The sequence below is a fragment of the Streptomyces roseolilacinus genome (assembly GCF_014649335.1).
GTDB lineage: Bacteria > Actinomycetota > Actinomycetes > Streptomycetales > Streptomycetaceae > Streptomyces > Streptomyces roseolilacinus.
Window position 1 is genome coordinate 423,313 of sequence record NZ_BMSV01000001.1, and the last position, 20,646, is coordinate 443,958.

Consider the following 20,646-nt stretch of genomic DNA (forward strand, 5'->3'; position numbering starts at 1 on the left):
GGGGGGAAGTCCGGCGGTGGGGCGGTCCGACAGCCTACCGTGCGGGGTATGGGATGGCGGAACGGGACGGGCACCCTGCGGGTCGGCGGCGGGGCGGTGCCGGTGGAGATCGCGGCCTCGTACCGGGCGCGGGCGCGGGGCCTGCTGGGGCGGGACGGGATCGACGGGGCGATGCTGCTGACGCCGTGCGGGAGCGTGCACACCTTCCGGATGCGGTTCGCGATCGACGTGGCCTACCTGGACCGCGACCTGACGGTCCTCGCCGTCGTCCCGGGGATGCGGCCGGGACGGCTCGGACTGCCCCGGCCGCGCGCCCGCCACGTGCTGGAGGCGGAGGCCGGGGCGATGGAGCGCTGGGGGGTGCGGCCGGGCGTCCGGCTCACCGTGGACGCGCCGGTCACGGCGGGCCCGGACCGAGCAGCGTGAACGCCCCGTACCCGGCGGAGGCCAGCGCCGCCACGGCCAGCACCGCGCCCGCGTACCGGGCGCGCAGCCGGACGAGGGCGACGGCCGCCGGGAGCAGCAGCGGGAACGCGGGCATCATCAGCCGCGGCCGGGAACCGAAGTACGCGGCCCCGACGAGGGACACCGCGACCACCCCGAGGGTGTAGACGAGGACCGGCAGCGGCTGGCGCTGCCGCACGCACAGCCACACCGCCCAGCCGAGCACCGCGAACGCCGCGAGCAGCCCCACCCCGGCGAGCGGCTGCGGCCCGGTCAGCTGCGCCCCGACGAACCGGGCGAGGGCGGCGCCCCCGTCGACGCTGTTGCCCCAGCCGGCCTGGACGTCGAAGTACGCGGTGGGGCTGCCGGCCCGTACGGCGACGTACACGACGTACGCCAGCCAGCCCAGCGGCGCCAGCAGCACCCCGGCGACGAGCCCGGGGGTGACGCGGCGCTCCCGGACGGCGGTGGCGAGCGCGGTGACGCCGAGCGCGGCGATCAGCGCGACGGCGGAGGGCCGGGTGAGGCCGGCCAGCACCGCGAGGACGCCGGCCTGGACCCAGCGGCCGCGCAGCACGGCGTACAGCGACCAGGCGGCGAACGCCGTGAACAGTGTCTCCGTGTACGCCATGGACTGCACGAACGCCGTCGGGTACACGCCCCACAGCACCGCCAGGGCGACGCCGGCGCGCCGCCCCGCGACGTGGGCGCCGACCGCGTAGACACCCCAGGCGGCGGCCAGCGACGCCCCCCACGCCACGGCCAGCCCGGCGGGGGCGGCGCCGATCGGGAGCACCGCGGACAGGGCCCGCTCCAGGGCCGGGAACAGCGGGAAGAACGCCAGGTCCGAGTGGACGGCACCGTTCGGGAGGGTGACCTCGTGGCCGTACCCGTGCTCGGCGATGCGGGTGTACCAGACGGCGTCCCAACGGCCCATGAGCCGGTGCCACGGGTCCTCCCCGCTCGCGGCGGCCGCGACGAGGAGGACGGCGAGTCCGGTGAGGCGGGCCGCCGCGTAGCCCAGCAGCGCGAGGCCGGCGGCGTTCGCCCGGCGGGGGCGGGCGGTCGGGTCCGGCCGGGGCGGCCCGTCGGTTCGGCCCGGGCCGCCGGAACGGTCCGGGCCGGGAGGGGGGCCGGGGTCGTCGGGACGGGGGTCTCCGGCCGTCGCGGCGGTCCGGGCGGGCGGGGCCGTTCGGTCCAAGGGCACCGGCCGATTATGTCCGCCGCCCGGACGGGACCGGCCGGAGAAAGGCGGGAAAGCGGTGTGAGGTACGTCCCCGTGGGGCCGGAGCCGGCGGGCGGGGCGGAATCCGGACACGACGGACCGCCTCGTCCGGCCATGCCGCAGGGCGCACCTGGGCCGCACCCCATGGCGGTGCGGCCCGGGAGTGAGGGTGGGCCGCCGACCGGTGGCCTGCGGGAACGTGGCACGCGCTCCCTTCCCCCGCGGAGCAGCCCCGGGCCCCTTCTCGGTCACGAACGGGGCGGATAACGCGGCGCGGCGCGGCGGGATCCCGCCGTACGGGCCCGCGGGGCGGGCTGCCGGACCGTGCGACTCGCCCCGGAACCCTGTCCTCCGCCGCCCCCGCCTGTTTGGGTCGGGTGACCGGAGGGACGCGGGAGCAGCGGGGGGAACGGATGCACGTCAGCAGGACAGCCGCCGGGGCGGTCGTGGTGGTACTCGGTCTCACGGCCGCGGGCTGCACCTCCTCGCGGACGCCCCCGGTCGCGACGCCGGCGACCCGCACGGCCGCACCACCCGCCGGCGCGTCACCACGGGCCGTACCGGAACTCACCCCTCCGGAGGTGCGCCCCGGACACCGGCAGATCGCCGGGGGCACGGGCACCTGGGAGTCGTACGTATCGAGAAGGGGTCCTCCCGGCTCGACGTCAGCTGCGTGGCGGACGCCGGCTCACCGCGGATCCGGATCACCGTCGGCACGTACATCGCGGTGTCGCTCCCGTGCCCGAGCGACGAGGTGCACCTGGGGAGCAACGAGACGAACACCTCGACGGGCGGCGCAGGGACGGTCACCGTGGAGGCGCCGCGGAGCGTCAGGTGGGCGGTGAGCCTCCAGGTGCCGGAGGGGTGATCGGCGGGGCGGCCGCCGGACCGGCGCCGCCGTCCCACGGCCGTGGCCCGTTCACGGCGTCGGGCCCGCCGCACGAGGTGACGCCCCGCACGGCGAAGCGGCCACGTTGGCGGGATATCGTCCTCTCGCGGCGCGTCGAGCGTCTCTCCGCGCCGCCTCTGGGAGGGAAGACATGCGCATATCACCGCTTCGGCGCCTGGCCACGATGGCAGCGGCGCTGGGGCTCACCTCGCTCGGGCTCCTCGGCGCGGGCGCGGCGCCCGCGCAGGCCGCGATCAGCGACTGCCCGTCGGGCTATTTCTGTGCCTGGAAGAGCGACAACGGCACGGGCACCATGTTCAAGACGAGCACGGACAAGGCGACGCTCGGGACCTGGGACAACACGTTCCGGTCGGTCGTGAACCACACGAACAAGTACGCCTGCCTGTACGACGAGCCGAACCACGACCAGGCCGGCGGCGCCTCCGTGTGGGACCCCGACCCCGCGGGCACCGAGTGGGGCTACTCGCACGGCACCGTCAGCTCGGTGAGGCTCGTCCTCACCTCGCGGGAGTGCGACTACCGGCCCTACCCGCGGTGGTACTCGACGCCCACGCCCCAGGCGGCGGGCTTCGGCGACCTGAACGGCGACCGCCGGGCCGACGTCCTCGTCCGCGACAAGGCGGGCCGCCTGTGGTTCCTGCCCGGCGACGGCACGGGCAAGCTGGTCGGCTCCAGCGGCTGGAACGTGTTCAACGGCCTGGTCCGGCACGGCGACTTCAGCGGTGACGGCCGCGAGGACGTGATCGCCCGCGAGACCGCCACCGGCAAGCTGTGGCTCTACCCGGGCACCGGTACCGGCACGCTCGGCGCGCGCAAGCTCATCGGCAACGGCGGCTGGAACGCCATGAGCCGGCTCGTCGGCTACGGGGACCTCTCCGACGACGGCCGCACGGACCTGCTGGCCGTCGAGAAGTCCACCGGGAAGCTGTGGCTGTACCCGGGCACCGGCAGCGGCACGCCCGGCGCGCGCAAGCTCATCGGCAACGGCGGCTGGAACGCCGTGAACGCCATGGTCGGGGCGGGTGACATGAACGGCGACGGCCGCCCGGACCTGATCGCCCGCGAGCCCTCCACCGGGAAGCTGTGGCTGTACCCGGGCAGGACCGGGTCCCTCGGGGCCCGCGTGCTGGTCGGCAGCGGCGGCTGGAACGTCATGGCGGACTTCCTGGGCCTGGGCGACGTCACCGGCGACGGCCACGGCGACCTGGCCACCACCACCCACAGCGACTTCGTCGGCGACGGGTGCCGGGGGGTCGGCTGCCAGCTCGGGTACCAGGGCCGCGGCGACGGCACGCTGGACCCGGGCCAGGTGGTGTCGGACGACTGGCACCACCTGAACGGCGTCTTCTGATCCAGGGAAAGGGCCTCCGCCTCCGGGCGGGGGCCCTTTCGCCGTCCGGGGCGGGGGCCCTTTCGCCGTCCGGGGCGGGGGCCGCGCCGGTACCGGGCCGCGGCCCCGGGCGCACCGGTCCGCGTCCGCGTCCACCACCCGGGTGCGGAGTGGTCAGGCGGCCGGCGGGACGGGGCCTAGCCCCCGGTCGGGAAGGAGACCTCCACGCGGCGGTTCTTGCGGCGGCCCTCCTCCGTGCTGTTGTCCGCGATCGGGTACTGCTCGCCGTAGCCGCGGATCTCGTACGTGATGTTCTGCGCCGCCAGCAGCGGCGACAGCACGCCGTGGACGGCGTCGGCGCGCTGCTTGGACAGGACGTCGCCGTGGGCCGCGGAGCCGAGGTCGTCGGTGAAGCCGAAGACGCGGATCTTCGTGGCGTTCCGCTTCTTGATCTCCTCGGCGATCGCCGCGATGCGGGAGTTCGCCTCGGGCGTCAGCTTGGCGCTGTCCTTGCCGAACAGGACCTCCGCCTGGAGCGCGAACTTCAGGTTGGTGCTGGTCTCCTCGCGGCGCTCCTCACCGCCCTCGGACTCCACGATGGAGACGATCGGCAGCACCTTCGCGCCCGCCAGGGTGGCCCCGTCGCGCATCTTCAGCCCGGGCGCGGACGCGTCGATCTCCGGCACCGGCGCGGACGCCTCGGTCCCGGGCGGCACCACCCCCGGCGTCTCGTCGGCGTGCGCGGCGGAGGGGGCGGCGAGGTGCACCCCGGCGAGCAGGACGAGAACGGCGAGGAGGCCGGTGCCGGGACGGCGGATGGGGGGGCGCATCACGAGAGCTCGATGGTCGCGGTGGGCATGAGCGGGAACTGGATGTCGACCTGCGTCACCGTGGCAGGCGGCGCCGGGAACTGGGCGAAGACGGAGACCTCTTGGTTGGCCTGCATGGAGTTGATGCCCGTGGTCGTCAGCGGGTAGCCCTCCGTGTCCCGCAGGACGTAGTAGCGCTTCTTCTCGACCTTGTCGACGAGGGTGACTCCCGCCAGGGACGGTCCCGTCTTCTGTACCTGGATCTCCTGGCCGCTCCACTGGGGCGGGGTGACGACCAGCTTGGACGTGGTGTTCTTCAGCGTGCCGTTCACGGTGAGGAAGCCGCCCTCCTCGCGGACGGCGCTGTGGATGACGATCCGGAGGCCGTTGCTCCCGTCGATCGTCGCCAGCGTCGCGCTCGTGTCCGGACCGGTCGGGCTGCCCTCCGGGGGAGGCGTGCTCTGGCCGGGGGGCGCGGATCTGACCGTCCCCGCCGCCTGCGGCCCGCTGTCCTTGGCGTCGTCGCCGCCACCGCCACCGCAGGCCGTGAGCAGAGCCGCCAGCGCGGCGGCCGTGGCAGCGACCCGAACCGCGCGTGCGGTCACTCCGTACTGCGTACTCATGGGTGTCATTCCTCTGCGTTCCTTCGCGGTCAGTCCTCGGTCAGCCGCACCTCGAAGAGGTCGGACATGTCCGGGAGGTCATCGGGATCCAGGTCCAGCTCTGTCCCCTCGCAGTCCAAGGACCCTGGGGACGGCGCCTTCTTGTCGTCGGCGGCTTCGAAGGCGCACCTCGGAACGACGACGGCGGTGGCGGTGGCGACGGCGTGCCGGCCCTCGGTGCCGGGCAGGATGGTGTCCCCCACCGGCTTCACCGACCGGACGGTCACACGGAAGCCCCACCGGCCGTCACCCAGCTCCGCGCAGCCGTTCACGCTCGCCCCGTTGCGGGCGGCGTACGTGTGACTCGCCTCGCAGCCGTTCTCGCCCACCAGTTCACCGTCGAACAGGTCGGCCCAGCCCGGGCCGTCGAGGTCGCCGAGGTCGAACTGGCCCCTGGACTCCTTGGCCGCGGCCAGCGCCGCGGCGTCCGCCGCGGACTGCGCGCCGTTGCGTGTGGCACCGGCCTGGCCGACCGCGAAGAACGCGAGCGCGAGAAAGAGCAGACTCACCACCATGAAGATGTACAGCGGCGAAGCCTGCCCCGAATCCCGCTCGCGGTCCGTCGCCCCCGTCAGCCACCGACGATCGCGCTGACGCGGGCGACGAGGCTCGACGCGATGGTCGCACCCACGCCGGAGCCGACCACGGCGGCGATGATCACGCCGACCAGGATGATGATCCCCACGTACTCCACCGCCCCCTGCCCCCGGTCCCCCCGGTTCCTCAGGGCGGTCGTCGTGGTGTGCGCCCAGGTGCCCACGTACACCTTGGCCTGAGTCAGGGCCTTCAGTGCGATGTTCGACATGGCGGTCCCCTCCGGGATCGGGATGGTACGGGTCTTCGGTGCCGTGTGCGCGTGGTGCGGGGTGCGCCCCGGGGGTCACGCGGGTGGGAGCGTGACCGTACGCAGGGTGGGCCCCCTTCATCATGGGCCCCAGAGCCCGTTCGTGGGACCGAATCGGCGACTGGATCCGGAAACGGTGGTCGGCCATGGCCTGTCGCGCCCCCCGTCGTCTGCCGTCGGCTCCCGTTGACTCAGCAACGAATGTCCCACATCCGCTTGCGGAAGCGAAGCGCCTTCCGGACATTCGGCCGCGCCGTCGACGCGCTCTCCCGACCGGCACGGCCGGGTCGTTGACGGTGTGGCACGCGCGTTCGAGGGCGGGGCGTATGCGGTTGCAGACGGTCGCCGCCGCCGTTCCCTCGTCCTTCCGGTCACCGTCAGCCGCCCAGCAGGTCCGTCAGGTCGACGCCGGAGCCGTAGTAGAAGCTCAGCGCGATGAGGATCATCGTGGCGGGCAGCATCACCAGCGTCACCACGAGCGTGGTCTTCGGGACGGCCTTCGCCGCCGCGCGGCGGGCGTTCTGGGCGTCGGTGCGGCGCATGTCGTTGGCGATCTGGATGAGCGTGTCGACGATGGGCGCGCCCAGTTCCTCGCCCTGCTGGAGGGCGGTGACGAACATCGACACCTGCTCGGAGGCGTTGCGCCTGCGCAGTTGGTCGAAGGCGTCGCGGCGGCTGACGCCCATGTCCATCTGGCGCAGGGTGATGCGCAGTTCGTCGGCCCAGGGGCCGGAGTACTTCTCCGCGACCCGTTCCAGCGCCTGGCGGAAGCCGAGCCCGGCGGAGACGACGACGGCGAGGACGTCGAGGAAGTCGGGCAGGGTGCGCTCGATGTCGTCCCTGCGGCGCCGGATGGCGATGCGCAGCAGTACGTCCGTCCAGGTCAGCCCGTACGCGAGGACGATCGCCGCGACGACGGGCTGGCCGCGCAGCAGCATCGCCAGCGCGGCGGCCACGCCGAGGGTCCCGTACACGGCGCGCCGGGCGGCGTACCGGTCGACGGTGAGGCCGCCGGGGTTGCCCGCCATGTCGAGGCGGCGGCGCAGGGCGTCGACGCGCTTGGGGCCCATCAGGCGCAGCACGGACGGGGCCCAGCGCATGCCGAGCCGGTCGACGCCGGAGCCGACGGCGGACGTGCGCGTGGCGCCGACCTCCAGGGCGACGGCCAGGTCGCCGGGCAGCCGGGCCTCGGCGCGGTACAGGCGCAGGCCGTGGAAGATCCCGTAGACGGCGAGCGCCGTCAGCGCGGCCAGTAGGAGGACCATGTCCCGTTCCCCTCCTCTCCCTCTCCCCGGCGCCTCAGACCCGGACCCGGGACAGCCGGCGGATCATCACGAAACCGGCCGTGTACAGCGCGAACGCGAGGATCGAGCCGGCCTGTCCGGCGAACGAGCCCGTCATCTTGTCCAGCGCCCCCGGGTTCATGCCGTTGATCATCAGGAGGAAGCCGAGGCCGAGGAGGGGCAGGGCGAACGCGGTGACCTTGACCTGCGAGAGCAGGGTGGTGACCTCGCGGCGGGTCTCCTTGCGCTCGTCGAGCGTGCCGGTGAGGTTGCGCAGCGAGCCGACGACCTGGCCGCCGGCCCGGTTGGAGAGGACCAGGGTGGTGACGAGGACGACGAGTTCGCGGGAGGGCAGCCGGTCGGCGAGGTCCCCGAGGGCGTCGTCGAGGCTGTGGCCGACGGCGAGCTGGTCGGCGACCCTGCGGAGCTCCTCGCCGGCCGGGTCGTCGAGTTCGTCGGCGGCCATGGAGATGGCGGTGCGCAGGGCCAGGCCGGCCTGGGTGGCGTTGGCGAGGACGCGGGTCAGCTCGGGCAGCTGGTTGATGAACGCCTCGGTACGGCGCTGGCGCTGCCAGGTGAGGAACGCGTCGGCGCCCCACATCCCGGCCAGGACCGCGAGGACCCCGAAGAAGGGGGCGAACACGGTGGCGGCCGTGACGTACAGGGCGAGGAGGAGCGCCAGGGCGTACACCGCGTACTCGGCGGGCGTGACGGCGAGGCCCGTGACGGCGAGCTTCCGCTCCAGGCGGCGGCCCAGCCCCGTCCGGCGCAGGCGTCGGTCCAGGCCGGGGAAGCGCCGGCCGCGGCCGGCGGCGGGGGCGGGGCCCGTCTGGGCCATCCGCGCCACGAGCGCCTTCTGCTGCGCCCTGCCCGCGGCGTAGGCGTGCACACCCAGGACGGCGAGGAGGCCGGCCAGGAGGGTGGCGCCGAGCGTCAGGAGCGGGAGGTTGTCCATCGTGTCGTCTGTCCGTCGATTCCGGGTGGGGGGCTGGGGGTCACGCGGCTGTTCCGCGCAGGGCCAGTTGGGCGTCGCTGTGGGCGACGCCGAACGCGGCGGGGGTCGGCTCGTTGTGCATGTACAGCCGCTCGGCGACCCGCCGGGGCAGCGGGTGGTGGGTGAACCTGCCGTGGACGCGGCCGTCCGGCGTCATCGGCTGGGCCTCGAACCGGCAGACCGTCACGATGCGGTACTCCTCCCGGCCGTGCGAGTCGACGATCGCGATCTCGGTGATCCTGCGGGCGCCGTCGGCGTGCCGGGTGAGCTGGACGATCACGTCGACGGCGCTGTTGATCTGGTCCCTGACGGCCGCGAAGGGCACCTCCACCTCGGACATGGACGCGAGGGTCTGCAGGCGGGTCAGGGCGTCCTCGGCGCTGTTGGCGTGGACGGTGGCGAGGGAGCCGTCGTGGCCGGTGGACATGGCCTGGAGCATGTCGAGGGTCTCGCCGCCGCGGACCTCGCCGACGATGATGCGGTCGGGGCGCATGCGCAGGGAGTTGCGGACGAGGTCGCGGATGGTGATGCGGCCCTTGCCCTCGACGTTGGCGGGGCGGGACTCCAGGGTGATGACGTGGGACTGCTGGAGCTGCAGTTCGGCGGAGTCCTCGATGGTGACGATGCGCTCGCCGTCCGGGACGAGGCCGGACAGGGCGTTGAGCAGGGTGGTCTTGCCGGTGCCGGTGGCGCCGGAGACGATCACGTTGAACTTGGCGCGGACCAGCCCGGAGAGCAGCATCACCATGTGCTCGTCCAGCGATCCGAGGGCGACCATCTCGTGGAGCGTGAAGGCGCGGGGGAAGCGGCGGATGGTGAGGACGGGGCCGCTGAGGGAGAGCGGCGGGATGATGACGTTGACGCGCTCGCCGGAGGGGAGGCGGGCGTCGACCATCGGGTTGGACTCGTCGACGCGGCGGTTGACGGTGGAGACGATGCGCTCGATGGTCTGCATCAGCTGGTCGGTGGAGGAGAAGCGCAGGGGGAGCCGTTCGAGGCGGCCGTGCCGCTCCACGTACACCTGGTCGGGGCCGTTGACCATGATCTCGCTGACGGAGGCGTCCTCCAGGAGCGGTTCGAGGATGCCGAGGCCGAGCGCCTCGTCGACGACGCGGCGGATGAGGTGGGAGCGCTCCGCGGACGACAGGACGGGGCCCTCGCGGCTGATGATGTGGCCGAGGACCCGTTCCAGGCGTACGCGGCGGTCGGCGGCCGGGAGGGCGGACATCTCCGCGAGGTCGATCTCCTCCAGGAGTTTGGCGCGGTAGACGCCGACGAGGTGGTCCTCCTCGCCGTCCCTCCCGCCGGCCGGCTCGGCGCTGGTGATGCGGGCCCGCAGGCTCATGGGGTCCCTCCCTCGCTGGTCGTGACGGGCATGGTGGTGGTGCGGGTGACCGGGTCGAAGCCGAGGAGGGGCAGGACGGTGGGGACGGTGACGGTCACGGTCGCCGTGACGTCCTCGGCGCCGGCGCCGGACGGGGCGCTGACCGTGGCGCCGTCGGCGAGCCAGCCGCTCATGGCGCCGTACCCCGCGGCCTCGCCGTTCCCGCCCTGGGAGGCGACGCGGGCGGCGGCGCGGGCGGCGGTGCCGGCCTGCTGGGCGGCGTAGGCGACGATGCCGAGCTGGACGGCGGCGAGGGCGGCGATCAGGAGGACGGCGATCCAGCCCGCGAACTCGATCGCCGCCTGGCCCCGGTCGGGGTGCGCCCCGCGGCGCGGTGCGGGGTCGGCCCGGTGGTCGGTCATGGTCCTCACTCCCCCCGCTCGTCGGCGGCCGCCGCGTGGGCCACGACGGTGAAGGGCAGGTTCGCGCCGGGGAAGAGGGCGGGGACGCGGAGGCTGACGTCGGCGGTGTACAGGTCGCCCGCGACGCCGCAGGAGGTGCTCGCGGACCAGGCGCCGGACAGCTTCGACCCGGCCGCGCCGGCGCAGTCGCCGCCGACCGCGCCGGCGCGGGCCGCCTCGTCCGCGGCGTTGCCGGCGAGGGAGTACGTGTAGCCGATGAGCGCCGCCTGCCAGAGCAGGAGCAGTACGCCGAGCACGAGCGGCACCATGCCGGTGAACTCCACCGCCACCTGCCCCCGGTCGCCGTGGCGGTGCCCGCCGTGCGCCGCTGCGGTCCGTGCGCGTCCCATGGGCCGCCCCTCCCCTCTCTCCGCTACTTCCTGCGTGTCTTGAGCAGCCTGCCCGGCCGGTCGCCGGGCGACTCCGGTGCCTTCACGAGGCCGAGTTCGCCGGCGAGCGCCCACAGGGCCTGCTTGACGGTCGACCTGGGGTCCAGCTCGTGCATGCGGCCCGCGTCGACGGACGGCTGGAGTTCCTTGAAGGCGGCGGGCACGGCGGTGCGGGTGACACGTGTGCCGGTGATCCTCTCGACGAGGGCGGGCTGGATCTCCGTGTGGCGGGTGTGGCGGTTGACGACGGTCGTCGTGTCCTCGGCCTTGCGGATCTGGAGCCGGTCCCAGAGGCGGACCATGCGCTTGGCGGCGCGGACCGCGACGACGTCGGGCGTGACGACGAGGAGGGCCGTGTCGGCCATCTCGACGGCGGCGGCGTTCGCGGAGTCCATCTGCGTGCCGCAGTCGACGACGACGACCTCGTAGCGGTGGCGCAGGGCGCTGACGATCTGGCGGGCGGACCGGTCGGTGACCTCCTCGCCGCGTTCGCCGTCGGCGGGGGCGAGGAGCAGGGACAGGCCGGTCGGGTGGGTGTAGAGGGCGTCCTGGAGGACGCGGGGGGTGATGTCCTGGATGGCCGCGAGGTCGGCGGCGGAGCGGCGGAACTGCACGTCCAGGTAGGAGGCGACGTCGCCGGACTGGAGGTCGAGATCGGCGAGGGCGACGCTGCGGCCGGAGGCGCGGGCGGCGAGGGCGAGCTGGACGGCGGTGACGGTGGTGCCGACGCCGCCCTTCGCGCCGCTCACGGTGACGACGGTGCCGCCCGGCCCGGTGGGGGCGTCGTCGGTCCGGCCGAGGTGGCGGCGGACGCCGGCGGCCCAGGCGGCGGCGGACTGGACGCGCTGGGCGAGCTCCTCGTACGCGAGGGGGACGCCGACCAGGCCGCGGGCGCCGGAGTCCATGGCGGCCGAGTACAGGCCGGGGCTCGTGTCGGCGGTGACCAGGACGACGCCGACGGCGGGGAAGCGCAGGGCGACCTCGCGGATCAGGTCGAGGGCGGGGACGGGGCCGATCCGTTCGTGGACGAGGACGACCTCGGGGAGGTCGCCGACGGACTCGGCGGCCGCCCGGGCGAGGGTGTCGACGAGGGTGGTGGAGTCACCGGCCGGGGCGGCGGCCTGCTCGGTGTCCGGGAGCTGGCCGAGCAGGGTGGTGATGACGCGGGCGGCGTCGGGGTCGCCGACGGCGGGGAGGACGCGAATGGTCATCCTGCTGCCTGTCCCCTCACTTGTTCTTGTCTTCGTCGAGCGTGTACGTCGACTCGCCGGGCTTCAGGGCGGCGGGGCCGTCCTCGGGCAGCAGGGCGAGGCGCACGTGCTCGGCGAACGACTCGGCGTAGGCGACGCGCTGGGCGTCGGCGGTGGTGAGGGCGAAGGTGATCGGCACGGCCTCGCGGGCGCCGCCGGCCGTGCCACTGTCGCTCCTGCGCTGGTCGAGGGGGGTGAGCTTGCCGACGTCGAGGACGCGGGCGCCGGCGACGATGAGCCGGGACTCGGCGACGGCGTTCTTGCCGCGGCCCTCGTCGTCGAAGGTGGCGAAGATGTTCACCCGCGCCCCGGCGGTGATCTTGCCGGCGACGCCGGTGGCGGCGTCGATCATGATGGCGATCTCCTGCTCGCCGCTCGCGAGGGCGGGCCGGTCGGCGACCATGTCCTTCTGGAGCAGCGAGCCCTTCCTGAGGTCCGAGACGGCGATCTTGCCCTGGACGGCGGAGAGGTCCCTGACGGCGTTGGCGGACAGCCACCGCTTCGGCATGGTGATCTTCTCGAACTGGCCGGGCTGGAGGGCCGCGTAGGCCGGTACGTCCGCCTTGACGCGGTACGCCGTGACCTCCGGTCCGACCTTCGCCTGGACGTCGCCGACGATGACGACGACGCCGGCGAACGCGCCGAGGGCGCACAGGACGGACAGGACGAGCAGGATGACGCCGCGGCGCTGACGTGCGTTCATGGGCGGGAGGACCTCGTGGGGTGGCGGGCGGGGGACGGGCGGGGGCGCGGGCGCGAGAGCGCGGGCGGGGCGCCGGGGCGGGTCACGACGCGTGCCGCATCGGCGTGCCCGGGGGCAGGGCGGCGGGGGGCTCGGACCCGGGGGGCGGGGCGAGGGGGGCGGCGCAGAAGCCGCACCGGTCGCCGAGGAGTTCGATGCCGCACCAGGCGCAGGTCTCGCGGCGTACGGACGACACGAGCTGGTGCAGCACGGACAGGTCGGGCAGGTACGCGGCGAACTCGACGAGCTTGGCCGTGCCCCACCAGGCGGTGGAGGCGGCGGGCCGGGGGACCTCGTCGACGCCCTGGACGCGCCAGGCGGGGGCGAGGGTGCCGGTGACCCAGTCGGTGGCGAGCTGGCCGCGGGCGACGGCCATGCGGGTGGCGAAGTCGGGCCCGGGGAAGGGGTCGCCGCCCTGGGAGCCGAGGCGCAGGAGGCGGGGTTCCGGGTTGGCGAGGACGGCGAACTGGGAGCCCGGTACCCAGGACTTGGCGTGCGCCTTGAGCGTGACGGGGACGCGGTCGAGGCGGGCGACGGAGTTGAGCACGGCGCCGGCGTGGACGTAGTGGGCGAGGAGCCGGGCGGCGGTGGCGAGGACGCCGGGGCCGAAGTCGCAGGCTGACAGCTGGCGGAGCTGGCGGGCGAGGACGGCGACGCCGAGCGGCGGCAGGTCCAGCGGCAGCAGCGCGATGCGGTCGCTCTCCAGGAGGGCGCGCACGGTGTGCAGGCGGCGTACGTGGTCGGCGGGGGTGGAGGCCGGGTAGAGGGCGACGACGTGCCCGTACTGCTCGACGAGGGTCTGCGTCTCGGCGAGGGCGGCGGCCAGGGGCTGGGCGGCGGGCTCGGGGAACACGACGGCGCCGGGGGTGTGGTGGTCGGTCGGCGGTAGCACCAGGTCGGCACTGGTGACGGCAATCGCGGTCGGCACGCTGGTTCCCCGTTCGGCTCCGGCCACCGGTGTCTCCGGTGTGTCGCGGTGGTCCGCGACACGTGTTGCTCTGTGTGTGCTCCTGCCCGCACTTTATCGGCGGGAACGGGGCTGGAGAACCGCTTTCGGACTCCTCGTGGTGGATCATGCGCTCCTTGTACACCGTCAAAACGGGCGAAGGGGACAGGAGTTGCCCGTCACCCCGCTTCCGGGCGGGAGGGCGGGGGCCCGGAGCCGTCCCGGAACCTTGACAACGGGATTGGTCTGGACCAACTTGTACGGGCACGGAGCGCGGTGGCCACCGCCCCGTACGCCTTCTCCCGATCCCCACTCCCCCACCCCCACTCCCACTCCCCACCGGAGGAAGCAAGTGGACCGCACCAGACCGCTCGTCGGCGGCGCCCTCGCGCTCGCCGTCGCGTCCGGGCTCGTCCTGGCCGGCGGCGCCGGCACCGCGCAGGCGGAGGACCGCAACGTCGCCAGGAACGCCGGGTTCGAGTCCGGCCTCGCCGACTGGACCTGCTCCGCCAACAGCGGCACCACCGTCACCTCGCCCGTCCACGCCGGCACCGCCGCCCTGAAGGCGACGCCCGCCGGCCAGGACAACGCCCGGTGCTCCCAGACCGTGAAGGTGCAGCCGAACTCCACGTACCGGCTGAGCGCCTGGGTGCAGGGCGGGTACGCCTACCTGGGCGCGACCGGCACCGGCACGACCGACGTGGCGACGTGGTCGCCCGGCTCCTCCGGCTGGCAGCAGCTGAGCACCGGCTTCACCACCGGCGCCAACACCACCTCGGTCACGGTCTACACGCACGGCTGGTACGGGCAGGCCGCCTACCTCGTCGACGACGTGTCGGTCTTCGGCCCGGACGGCGGCGGGGGCGGCGACCCCGACCCGGTCGTGCCCGCGCCCCCGTCGGGGCTGGCCGCCGGGACGGTGACCTCGTCGTCCGTGGCGCTCTCCTGGAGCCCGGTGAGCGGCGCGACCGGCTACCACGTGTACCGGGACGGGGCGCGCGTCCAGTCCGTGTCCGGCACCTCCGCGACCGTGGGCGGCCTCACCGCCGACACGTCGTACGGCTTCCAGGTGTCGGCCTCCAACGCCGCCGGCGAGTCCGCCCGGTCCGCGACCGTCACCGCCCGCACCGCGCCGGGCGGGAGCACCCCGAACCCGTCCGTGCCCAAGCACGCGCTGACCGGCTACTGGCAGAACTTCGACAACGGCGCGAAGGTGCAGAAGCTGCGCGACGTCCAGGCCCAGTACGACATCATCGCCGTGTCGTTCGCGGACTCCACGGCGACGCCCGGCCAGATCACCTTCAACCTCGACCCGGCCGTCGGGTACGCCTCGGTCGCGGACTTCAAGGCGGACGTCGCCGCGAAGAAGGCCGCGGGCAAGTCGGTCGTCCTGTCGATCGGCGGCGAGAAGGGCAACGTCACCATCAACAGCGACGCCTCCGCGACGGCGTTCGCGAACAGCGCGTACGCCCTGATGCAGGAGTACGGCTTCAACGGGGTCGACATCGACCTGGAGCACGGCATCAACGCCACGTACCTGACGAAGGCGCTGCGCCAGCTGTCGGCGAAGGCGGGCCCGGGGATGGTCCTGACGATGGCGCCGCAGACGATCGACATGCAGAGCACCGGCACCGAGTACTTCAAGCTGGCGCTCGCCGTGAAGGACATCCTGACGGTCGTCAACATGCAGTACTACAACAGCGGCTCCATGCTGGGCTGCGACGGCAAGGTCTACTCGCAGGGGTCGGTGGACTTCCTCACCGCGCTCGCCTGCATCCAGCTGGAGGGCGGCCTCGACCCGTCGCAGGTGGGCCTCGGCGTGCCGGCCTCGACGCGCGGCGCGGGCAGCGGCTACGTCGACCCGTCCGTGGTGAAGAACGCCCTGGACTGCCTGACCCGCGGCACGGGCTGCGGCTCGTTCAAGCCGTCCAAGACGTGGCCGTCGCTGCGCGGCGCCATGACCTGGTCGACGAACTGGGATGCCACGGCGGGCAACGCCTGGTCCAACGCGGTCGGCCCGCACGTCCACAACCTGCCGTAGGCGGGTCGTGAGGGGCGCCGCGCCGGGGCGCGGCGCCCTCCCTCACCACGGCAGGTCGCGCACCTGCTGGACGCACAGCACCAGGAAGAGCACGCCCGCCGCGCCCAGCACCGTGTTGCCGAACCACCCGTTGCGCCACTCCCCGGGGGTACGGGAGGAGTTGAGCAGCCACAGCAGCGTCAGGGCGAGGAACGGCATGAAGAAGGCGCCGATCACGCCGTAGACGACGACCAGCACGAACGGCTGGTCCAGGAAGAGCAGCGCCATCGGCGGGAAGGTCAGCCACAGCAGGTACGCGCGGAACGGCGCCGACCGCTCCACCGGCACCGCGCCCGCCTCCGGCCCGGGCGCCCCCGTCCCCGCGGGGGCGCCGTCGCGCTCCCGGAGGCGGGCGACGAAGTCCGCGAACAGCAGGCTCACGCCCTGCCACACGCCGATCAGCGAGGTGACGGACGTGGCGAAGAACCCGACGAGGAACAGCTTCGCCGTGGCCGCCCCGTACTCCTCCTCCAGGAGCCCGCCGAGGTCGACGAGGCCCTTGTCGCCCTTGGCGATGGCGATGCCCGAGGAGTGCAGCAGCTCGGCGCCCACGATCAGCATGGCCACCACGAACACGCCGGTCGTCAGGTACGCGACGCGGTTGTCCAGGCGCATCACCCGCATCCACCCCGTGTCCCGCCAGCCCTTGGCGTTCACCCAGTAGCCGTACGCGGCGAGGGTGATCGTGCCGCCGACGCCGCCGACCAGGCCCAGGGTGTAGAGGAGCGAGCCGTCCGGGAGGGCCGGGACGAGGCCGGGGAGGAGGTCGCCGAGGTTCGGGGCGACCCGCACGGCCAGGTAGACGGTGACGAGGAACATCACGCCGACGAGGAACGTCATGACCTTCTCGAAGACGGCGTACCGGTTGAACCAGACGAACAGCAGCCCGCCCACCCCGCACAGGACCGCCCACCACTTCAGCCCCATGACGCCCGGGAACAGCGCGGCCAGCGGCAGCGCGGTGGAGGACATCGCGGCGGCGCCGTAGACGAAGCCCCACACGGCGACGTACCCGGTGAAGTAGACGGTCGTCCACGGGCCCAGGGAGCGCCAGCCGTCGAGCAGGGTGCGGCCGGTGGCGAGGTGCCAGCGGCCGGCGGCCTCGGCGAGGGAGATCTTGATCAGGCAGCCGAGGACGGCCGCCCAGAGCAGCGTGTAGCCGTACTTGCCGCCGGCGACGAGCGTGGCGACCAGGTCGCCGGCGCCGACGCCGGTCGCGGCGACCACGATGCCGGGGCCGATGTGCCGCCAACTGGGCCTGCGCGGGGCCGGGGTGGGTGCCCCGCCCCCGCCGTGCGCCGTACCGTGAGCGGTGTCCGCGGTGTCCGCCATGAGCCGTTCGCCTTTCCTCGTCCGCCGTGCGGGTGCGCACGTCACCCAAGCGCCAGGCGGACGGACGCGCAAGGGTGCGCGCCGGAGCGGGTCTTTCCGGCCGTGACCGAAGTTCCTTCTTGACGCGAGCATGCCAGAACACCATCCTGCGACGCACGGGGACACCCACCCCGACCCCCACCCAGGAGTCAGCATGCGACTACGCATCACCGGCGGACGGTCCGTCACCCTCGCGGCCGCTCTCGCCCTCGCCGTCGTGGCGCCGCTCGCGGCCGCCGCGGACACCCCCGGCGCGGCCTCCACCCCCACCGCCCCGGCGGCCGCCGTCGAGGAGGTCATCCGCCAGTACGAGGTGCGCGGGCCGTCCACCCCCGCCGAACGCACCGCCGTCGCCGCCACCGGCGTCTCCCTCGACGAGGTGCACGACCACAGGGTCGTCGTCAGCGCCAACGCCGAGCAGGTCCGCCGCCTGCGCGCGCTGGGCCACCGGCCGGAAGTGCTGCCCGGACCCCCGGCCCGTACCGCCGGCGGCGTCGTCACGCCGATGGACTTCCCCTCCGCCGACTCCCGCTACCACAACTACGCGGAGATGACGGCGGAGATCAACCAGCGACTCCAGCAGTACCCGAACATCATGAGCAGGCGCGTGATCGGCAAGTCGTACCAGGGCCGCGACATCGTCGCCATCAAGATCAGCGACAACGTGGCGACGGACGAGAACGAGCCCGAGGTGCTGTTCACCCACCACCAGCACGCCCGCGAGCACCTCACCGTCGAGATGGCCCTGTACCTGCTGCGCGAACTCGGCGCCGGCTACGGCTCCGACCCCCGCGTCACCAGCGCCGTCAACGGCCGCGAGATCTGGATCGTGCCCGACCTCAACCCGGACGGCGGCGAGTACGACATCGCCTCCGGCACGTACCGCAGCTGGCGCAAGAACCGGCAGCCCAACCCCGGCTCCTCCTACGTCGGCACCGACATGAACCGCAACTGGGCGTACAAGTGGGGCTGCTGCGGCGGCTCCTCCGGCTCCGCGGGCTCCGACACCTACCGCGGCTCGGCGCCCGAGTCCGCGCCCGAGGTGAAGGTCGTCGCCGACTTCGTCCGCTCCCGCGTCGTCGGCGGGAAGCAGCAGATCACGGCGGCCGTCGACTTCCACACCTACAGCGAGCTGGTCCTCTGGCCGTTCGGCTGGACCTACGCCGACACCGCGCCCGGCATGACCCAGGACGACCGGGACGCCTTCGCCGCCGTCGGCCGCAAGATGGCCGCCAGCAACGGCTACACCGCCGAGCAGTCCAGCGACCTCTACATCACCGACGGGTCGATCGACGACTGGCTGTGGGGCAACCAGCGCATCTTCGGCTACACCTTCGAGATGTACCCGGGCAGCGCCTCCGGCGGCGGCTTCTACCCGCCCGACGAGGTGATCGAGCGCGAGACCGCCCGCAACCGCGACGCGGTGCTCCAGCTGCTGGAGAACGCCGACTGCATGTACCGGTCGATCGGCAAGCAGCAGCAGTACTGCGCGACCTCCTGAGGCCCCGGGCACACCCGCCCGGCGAGGCGCCGAATCGTTCCTGCGGTGGCACGGGACCCCGTGTCACCGCAGGGGCGTTCCAGGGCGGCCGTGCCGGGCGGAGCCGGGGGCTACCCTGCTGGCGGGGGCACCGCGGGAGGGGGCGGGGGATGACGGGGGTCGGGACACGGCTGCTGCCGCTGGGCGGGGACGATCCGAGGGCGCTCGGCCCGTACCGGCTGCTCGGGCGGCTCGGTTCGGGCGGCATGGGGCGCGTCTACCTGGCGCGGACGGGGCCGGGCGGCCCGCTCGCCGCCGTGAAGACCCTCCTCGCGGAGGGCGAGGTCGGCGCCCACGACCGGCGCCGCTTCGCGCGCGAGGTGACGCTCGCGCAGCGCGTCGACGACCGGTACACGGCGCGCGTGCTCGGCGCGGACCCGGAGGCGCCGACCCCGTGGATGGCGATCGAGTACATCGCCGCGCCGTCCCTCGCCGAACTCGTCCGGACGGCGGGGCGGCTGCCGGCGTCCGCCGTCCGCTGGGTCGCCGCGGGCACGGCGCAGGCGCTGCTCGCCCTGCACGGGCAGGGCATCGTCCACCGGGACGTGAAACCGCAGAACGTCCTGCTGCCACTGGAGGGGCCCCGGCTGATCGACTTCGGCATCTCGCACGCCCAGGACATCACCCGGACGACGCTCACGCTCGGCACGATCGCGTTCACCTCCCCCGAGCAGGCGCGCGGCGAGCCGTCCACGGAGCGGTCCGACGTGTACTCGCTGGGCGCCACCCTCTTCCACCTGGCCGTGGGCCGGCCCCCCTACCCGGAGGGGGAGGACACCCTGCGGCTGCTGGCCCGCGTGTCGCGGGGCGACCTGGACCTGACGGGGCTGCCGAAGGAGCTCGTCCCGCTGGTGCGCCCCTGCCTGGCCGTGGACCCCGCCGGCCGGCCGCGCCCCGCGGACGTGCTCGACCGGTTCCCGGAGAAGGCGCGCAGGCTGCCGGCCTCGGCCGGCGGGAGCCGCTGGCTGCCGCCGCGCTGGACGGAGCTGATCGGCGCGTACGAGCGGCAGGGCGCGGAGTGGGAGCGTGCGGCGCCCGCCGGCCCGGTGGCCGCCGCGGCCGACGACCCCACCCGCGCCGTGCCGCCGCCCGGCCCGACGCGGACGTACACCGAGGAGCGGGAGCGCGCGCGGGCCCGGGCCCGCGCGCAGGAACGGGAGCGGGAACGGCGGCAGGAGCAGGCCCGGGAGCGGGCCCGGGAACGCGAACGGGAGCGGGCCCGGGCACAGGAGCGCGAACGGGTACAGGAGCATGAGCGGGCACAGGAGCGCCGGCGGGCCCGGCAGCGGCCCCGGACCCGCGCCTCGGCCGGCGCCCGGACGGCCTCGCCGGCCCCCGCCCCGGCACCCACCCCGTCGCCGCCCCCGGCGAAGAAGTCGTCCGGCGCCGGGTGGGCCCCGCTCGTCCTCGCCGTACTGGTCCTGCTGTTCACCGCCCGCACCTGCGACGACGCCGCCCGGACCACCACCCCGCCGTCGACGGCCGGCAGCGGCGGCGGCTCCGCCACCCGCCCGACGCCCGGGTACGCGTACACGCCCCGCACGCCCACGCCCAGCGCCCGGGACCTGGCGTTCCGCGCCGTGCGCGGCGGGGACTGCCTCGACGTGTACGACGACGGGTACGACCGGTGGAGCAGACCCGCCCCGATCCGCGTGGACTGCGACTCGGCGAGCGCGTACGTGCGCGTCACCCGCGCCGGCCCGGCCGCCACCTGCGACGCGGGGCCGGGCCGGGACCGGTGGGCGAACCACGCGGACGACGGGGTGCGGACCGTGCTGTGCCTCTCCCGCCAGTTCCGCACCGGCCAGTGCTTCACCGCGGAGATCGACGGCGACGGCGAGGCCTCCGCCGACCTGATGGAGATCTGGAACTGCGCCCACGACCGGGTCCCCAAGGGCCGGACCCACATCCTCCAGATCACCGGCCACTACCGGACGCCGTCGGACGGGCGGCTCCGCTGCCCCGACGAGGACACCCGCTACTGGACCTGGAAGGTGAACGAGGGCCGCAGCTACGTCTGCACCCGCGTCGCCTGACCCCGT

20 protein-coding genes are annotated in these 20,646 nt (G+C 74.2%); 6 read left to right on the forward strand and 14 right to left on the reverse strand.

All coding sequences use genetic code 11. From position 1 onward, the window contains the following. The first annotated feature begins 48 nt into the window (after positions 1 to 48). Positions 49 to 426, forward strand: a complete 378-nt coding sequence (locus IE106_RS01850; protein WP_189529447.1) for a DUF192 domain-containing protein — start codon at positions 49 to 51, stop codon at positions 424 to 426. Here IE106_RS01850 and IE106_RS01855 read toward each other — a convergent pair. Next, a complete protein-coding gene (locus IE106_RS01855; RefSeq protein WP_373295887.1) occupies positions 398 to 1,651 on the reverse strand; it encodes a putative hexosyltransferase in 1,254 nt (417 codons plus the stop codon). The two genes, IE106_RS01850 and IE106_RS01855, sit on opposite strands and share 29 nt — an antisense overlap. Before the next feature lie 691 nt (positions 1,652 to 2,342). On the opposite strand from IE106_RS01855, the gene IE106_RS01860 reads away from it, so the two are divergent. Together IE106_RS01860 and IE106_RS01865 are read left to right on the forward strand one after the other, a co-directional pair. Beyond that, complete coding sequence (locus tag IE106_RS01860; RefSeq protein WP_189529448.1) at positions 2,343 to 2,537, forward strand: hypothetical protein; 195 nt, start codon at positions 2,343 to 2,345, stop codon at positions 2,535 to 2,537. A gap of 172 nt (positions 2,538 to 2,709) precedes the next feature. After that, complete coding sequence (locus IE106_RS01865; protein ID WP_189529449.1) at positions 2,710 to 3,930, forward strand: FG-GAP-like repeat-containing protein; 1,221 nt, start codon at positions 2,710 to 2,712, stop codon at positions 3,928 to 3,930. 176 nt (positions 3,931 to 4,106) lie between these two features. Here the strand turns inward: IE106_RS01865 and IE106_RS01870 are convergent, their stop codons facing one another. The 12 genes from IE106_RS01870 to IE106_RS01925 form a co-directional block, all read right to left on the reverse strand. Then, complete coding sequence (locus tag IE106_RS01870; protein WP_189529450.1) at positions 4,107 to 4,739, reverse strand: OmpA family protein; 633 nt, start codon at positions 4,737 to 4,739, stop codon at positions 4,107 to 4,109. Further along, the gene (locus IE106_RS01875) at positions 4,739 to 5,341 is read right to left on the reverse strand and encodes a hypothetical protein (protein ID WP_189529451.1); all 603 of its coding nucleotides are present in this window, start codon (positions 5,339 to 5,341) and stop codon (positions 4,739 to 4,741) included. The genes IE106_RS01870 and IE106_RS01875 overlap by 1 nt, the downstream gene beginning before the upstream one ends. A 29-nt stretch (positions 5,342 to 5,370) precedes the next feature. Beyond that, positions 5,371 to 5,955, reverse strand: a complete 585-nt coding sequence (locus IE106_RS01880; protein WP_189529926.1) for a pilus assembly protein TadG-related protein — start codon at positions 5,953 to 5,955, stop codon at positions 5,371 to 5,373. Then, on the reverse strand, positions 5,952 to 6,185 hold the full coding sequence (locus IE106_RS01885) for a hypothetical protein (RefSeq protein ID WP_189529452.1): 234 nt from the start codon (positions 6,183 to 6,185) through the stop codon (positions 5,952 to 5,954). Before IE106_RS01885 ends, IE106_RS01880 begins: the two co-directional genes overlap by 4 nt. Positions 6,186 to 6,601: 416 nt before the next feature. Next, positions 6,602 to 7,489, reverse strand: a complete 888-nt coding sequence (locus IE106_RS01890; RefSeq protein WP_189529453.1) for a DUF5936 domain-containing protein — start codon at positions 7,487 to 7,489, stop codon at positions 6,602 to 6,604. 34 nt (positions 7,490 to 7,523) lie between these two features. Continuing rightward, positions 7,524 to 8,462: a type II secretion system F family protein gene (locus IE106_RS01895; RefSeq protein WP_189529454.1), complete on the reverse strand. Its 939-nt coding sequence runs from the start codon at positions 8,460 to 8,462 to the stop codon at positions 7,524 to 7,526. Between the two features lie 40 nt (positions 8,463 to 8,502). Continuing rightward, positions 8,503 to 9,846 (reverse strand): TadA family conjugal transfer-associated ATPase, encoded by a 1,344-nt coding sequence (locus tag IE106_RS01900; RefSeq protein WP_189529455.1) that lies wholly within the window; start codon positions 9,844 to 9,846, stop codon positions 8,503 to 8,505. Continuing rightward, complete coding sequence (locus IE106_RS01905) at positions 9,843 to 10,247, reverse strand: TadE/TadG family type IV pilus assembly protein (RefSeq protein WP_189529456.1); 405 nt, start codon at positions 10,245 to 10,247, stop codon at positions 9,843 to 9,845. The genes IE106_RS01900 and IE106_RS01905 overlap by 4 nt, the downstream gene beginning before the upstream one ends. 5 nt (positions 10,248 to 10,252) lie before the next feature. Further along, entirely contained in the window at positions 10,253 to 10,636 is a 384-nt protein-coding gene (locus IE106_RS01910) for a TadE/TadG family type IV pilus assembly protein (protein ID WP_189529457.1), read from the reverse strand. A 23-nt stretch (positions 10,637 to 10,659) separates the two neighbouring features. Next, positions 10,660 to 11,886: a CpaE/TadZ family protein gene (locus tag IE106_RS01915; RefSeq protein ID WP_189529458.1), complete on the reverse strand. Its 1,227-nt coding sequence runs from the start codon at positions 11,884 to 11,886 to the stop codon at positions 10,660 to 10,662. Between the two features lie 16 nt (positions 11,887 to 11,902). Beyond that, positions 11,903 to 12,628: a Flp pilus assembly protein CpaB gene (gene cpaB, locus IE106_RS01920; protein ID WP_189529459.1), complete on the reverse strand. Its 726-nt coding sequence runs from the start codon at positions 12,626 to 12,628 to the stop codon at positions 11,903 to 11,905. Positions 12,629 to 12,710: 82 nt separating this feature from the next. Continuing rightward, positions 12,711 to 13,595, reverse strand: a complete 885-nt coding sequence (locus IE106_RS01925) for a hypothetical protein (RefSeq protein ID WP_189529460.1) — start codon at positions 13,593 to 13,595, stop codon at positions 12,711 to 12,713. A 370-nt stretch (positions 13,596 to 13,965) separates the two neighbouring features. Between IE106_RS01925 and IE106_RS01930 the strand changes: the two genes are divergently transcribed. Then, entirely contained in the window at positions 13,966 to 15,654 is a 1,689-nt protein-coding gene (locus IE106_RS01930; RefSeq protein ID WP_229839930.1) for a chitinase, read from the forward strand. 42 nt (positions 15,655 to 15,696) lie between these two features. On the opposite strand, the gene IE106_RS01935 is transcribed toward IE106_RS01930, so the two are convergent. Continuing rightward, positions 15,697 to 17,025, reverse strand: coding sequence for an Nramp family divalent metal transporter (locus IE106_RS01935; RefSeq protein ID WP_189529462.1), 1,329 nt, complete (start codon positions 17,023 to 17,025; stop codon positions 15,697 to 15,699). Positions 17,026 to 17,218: 193 nt separating this feature from the next. On the opposite strand from IE106_RS01935, the gene IE106_RS01940 reads away from it, so the two are divergent. Both IE106_RS01940 and IE106_RS01945 read left to right on the forward strand, forming a co-directional pair. Further along, positions 17,219 to 18,565, forward strand: a complete 1,347-nt coding sequence (locus tag IE106_RS01940) for a M14 family metallopeptidase (protein WP_189529463.1) — start codon at positions 17,219 to 17,221, stop codon at positions 18,563 to 18,565. Between the two features lie 149 nt (positions 18,566 to 18,714). Then, positions 18,715 to 20,640: a serine/threonine-protein kinase gene (locus IE106_RS01945; RefSeq protein WP_189529464.1), complete on the forward strand. Its 1,926-nt coding sequence runs from the start codon at positions 18,715 to 18,717 to the stop codon at positions 20,638 to 20,640. Positions 20,641 to 20,646 lie beyond the last annotated feature (6 nt).

What these genes read in the sequence shown, in the direction of transcription:
- IE106_RS01895 (WP_189529454.1), bottom strand. Translation starts at nt 8,462, where the DNA reads ATGGACAACCTCCCGCTCCTGACGCTCGGCGCCACCCTCCTGGCCGGC.
- IE106_RS01850 (WP_189529447.1), top strand. Translation starts at nt 49, where the DNA reads ATGGGATGGCGGAACGGGACGGGCACCCTGCGGGTCGGCGGCGGGGCG.
- IE106_RS01875 (WP_189529451.1), bottom strand. Translation starts at nt 5,341, where the DNA reads ATGAGTACGCAGTACGGAGTGACCGCACGCGCGGTTCGGGTCGCTGCC.
- IE106_RS01940 (WP_189529463.1), top strand. Translation starts at nt 17,219, where the DNA reads ATGCGACTACGCATCACCGGCGGACGGTCCGTCACCCTCGCGGCCGCT.
- IE106_RS01890 (WP_189529453.1), bottom strand. Translation starts at nt 7,489, where the DNA reads ATGGTCCTCCTACTGGCCGCGCTGACGGCGCTCGCCGTCTACGGGATC.
- IE106_RS01865 (WP_189529449.1), top strand. Translation starts at nt 2,710, where the DNA reads ATGCGCATATCACCGCTTCGGCGCCTGGCCACGATGGCAGCGGCGCTG.
- IE106_RS01935 (WP_189529462.1), bottom strand. Translation starts at nt 17,025, where the DNA reads ATGGCGGACACCGCGGACACCGCTCACGGTACGGCGCACGGCGGGGGC.
- IE106_RS01905 (WP_189529456.1), bottom strand. Translation starts at nt 10,247, where the DNA reads ATGACCGACCACCGGGCCGACCCCGCACCGCGCCGCGGGGCGCACCCC.
- IE106_RS01915 (WP_189529458.1), bottom strand. Translation starts at nt 11,886, where the DNA reads ATGACCATTCGCGTCCTCCCCGCCGTCGGCGACCCCGACGCCGCCCGC.
- IE106_RS01900 (WP_189529455.1), bottom strand. Translation starts at nt 9,846, where the DNA reads ATGAGCCTGCGGGCCCGCATCACCAGCGCCGAGCCGGCCGGCGGGAGG.
- IE106_RS01870 (WP_189529450.1), bottom strand. Translation starts at nt 4,739, where the DNA reads ATGCGCCCCCCCATCCGCCGTCCCGGCACCGGCCTCCTCGCCGTTCTC.
- IE106_RS01910 (WP_189529457.1), bottom strand. Translation starts at nt 10,636, where the DNA reads ATGGGACGCGCACGGACCGCAGCGGCGCACGGCGGGCACCGCCACGGC.
- IE106_RS01885 (WP_189529452.1), bottom strand. Translation starts at nt 6,185, where the DNA reads ATGTCGAACATCGCACTGAAGGCCCTGACTCAGGCCAAGGTGTACGTG.
- cpaB (WP_189529459.1), bottom strand. Translation starts at nt 12,628, where the DNA reads ATGAACGCACGTCAGCGCCGCGGCGTCATCCTGCTCGTCCTGTCCGTC.
- IE106_RS01945 (WP_189529464.1), top strand. Translation starts at nt 18,715, where the DNA reads ATGACGGGGGTCGGGACACGGCTGCTGCCGCTGGGCGGGGACGATCCG.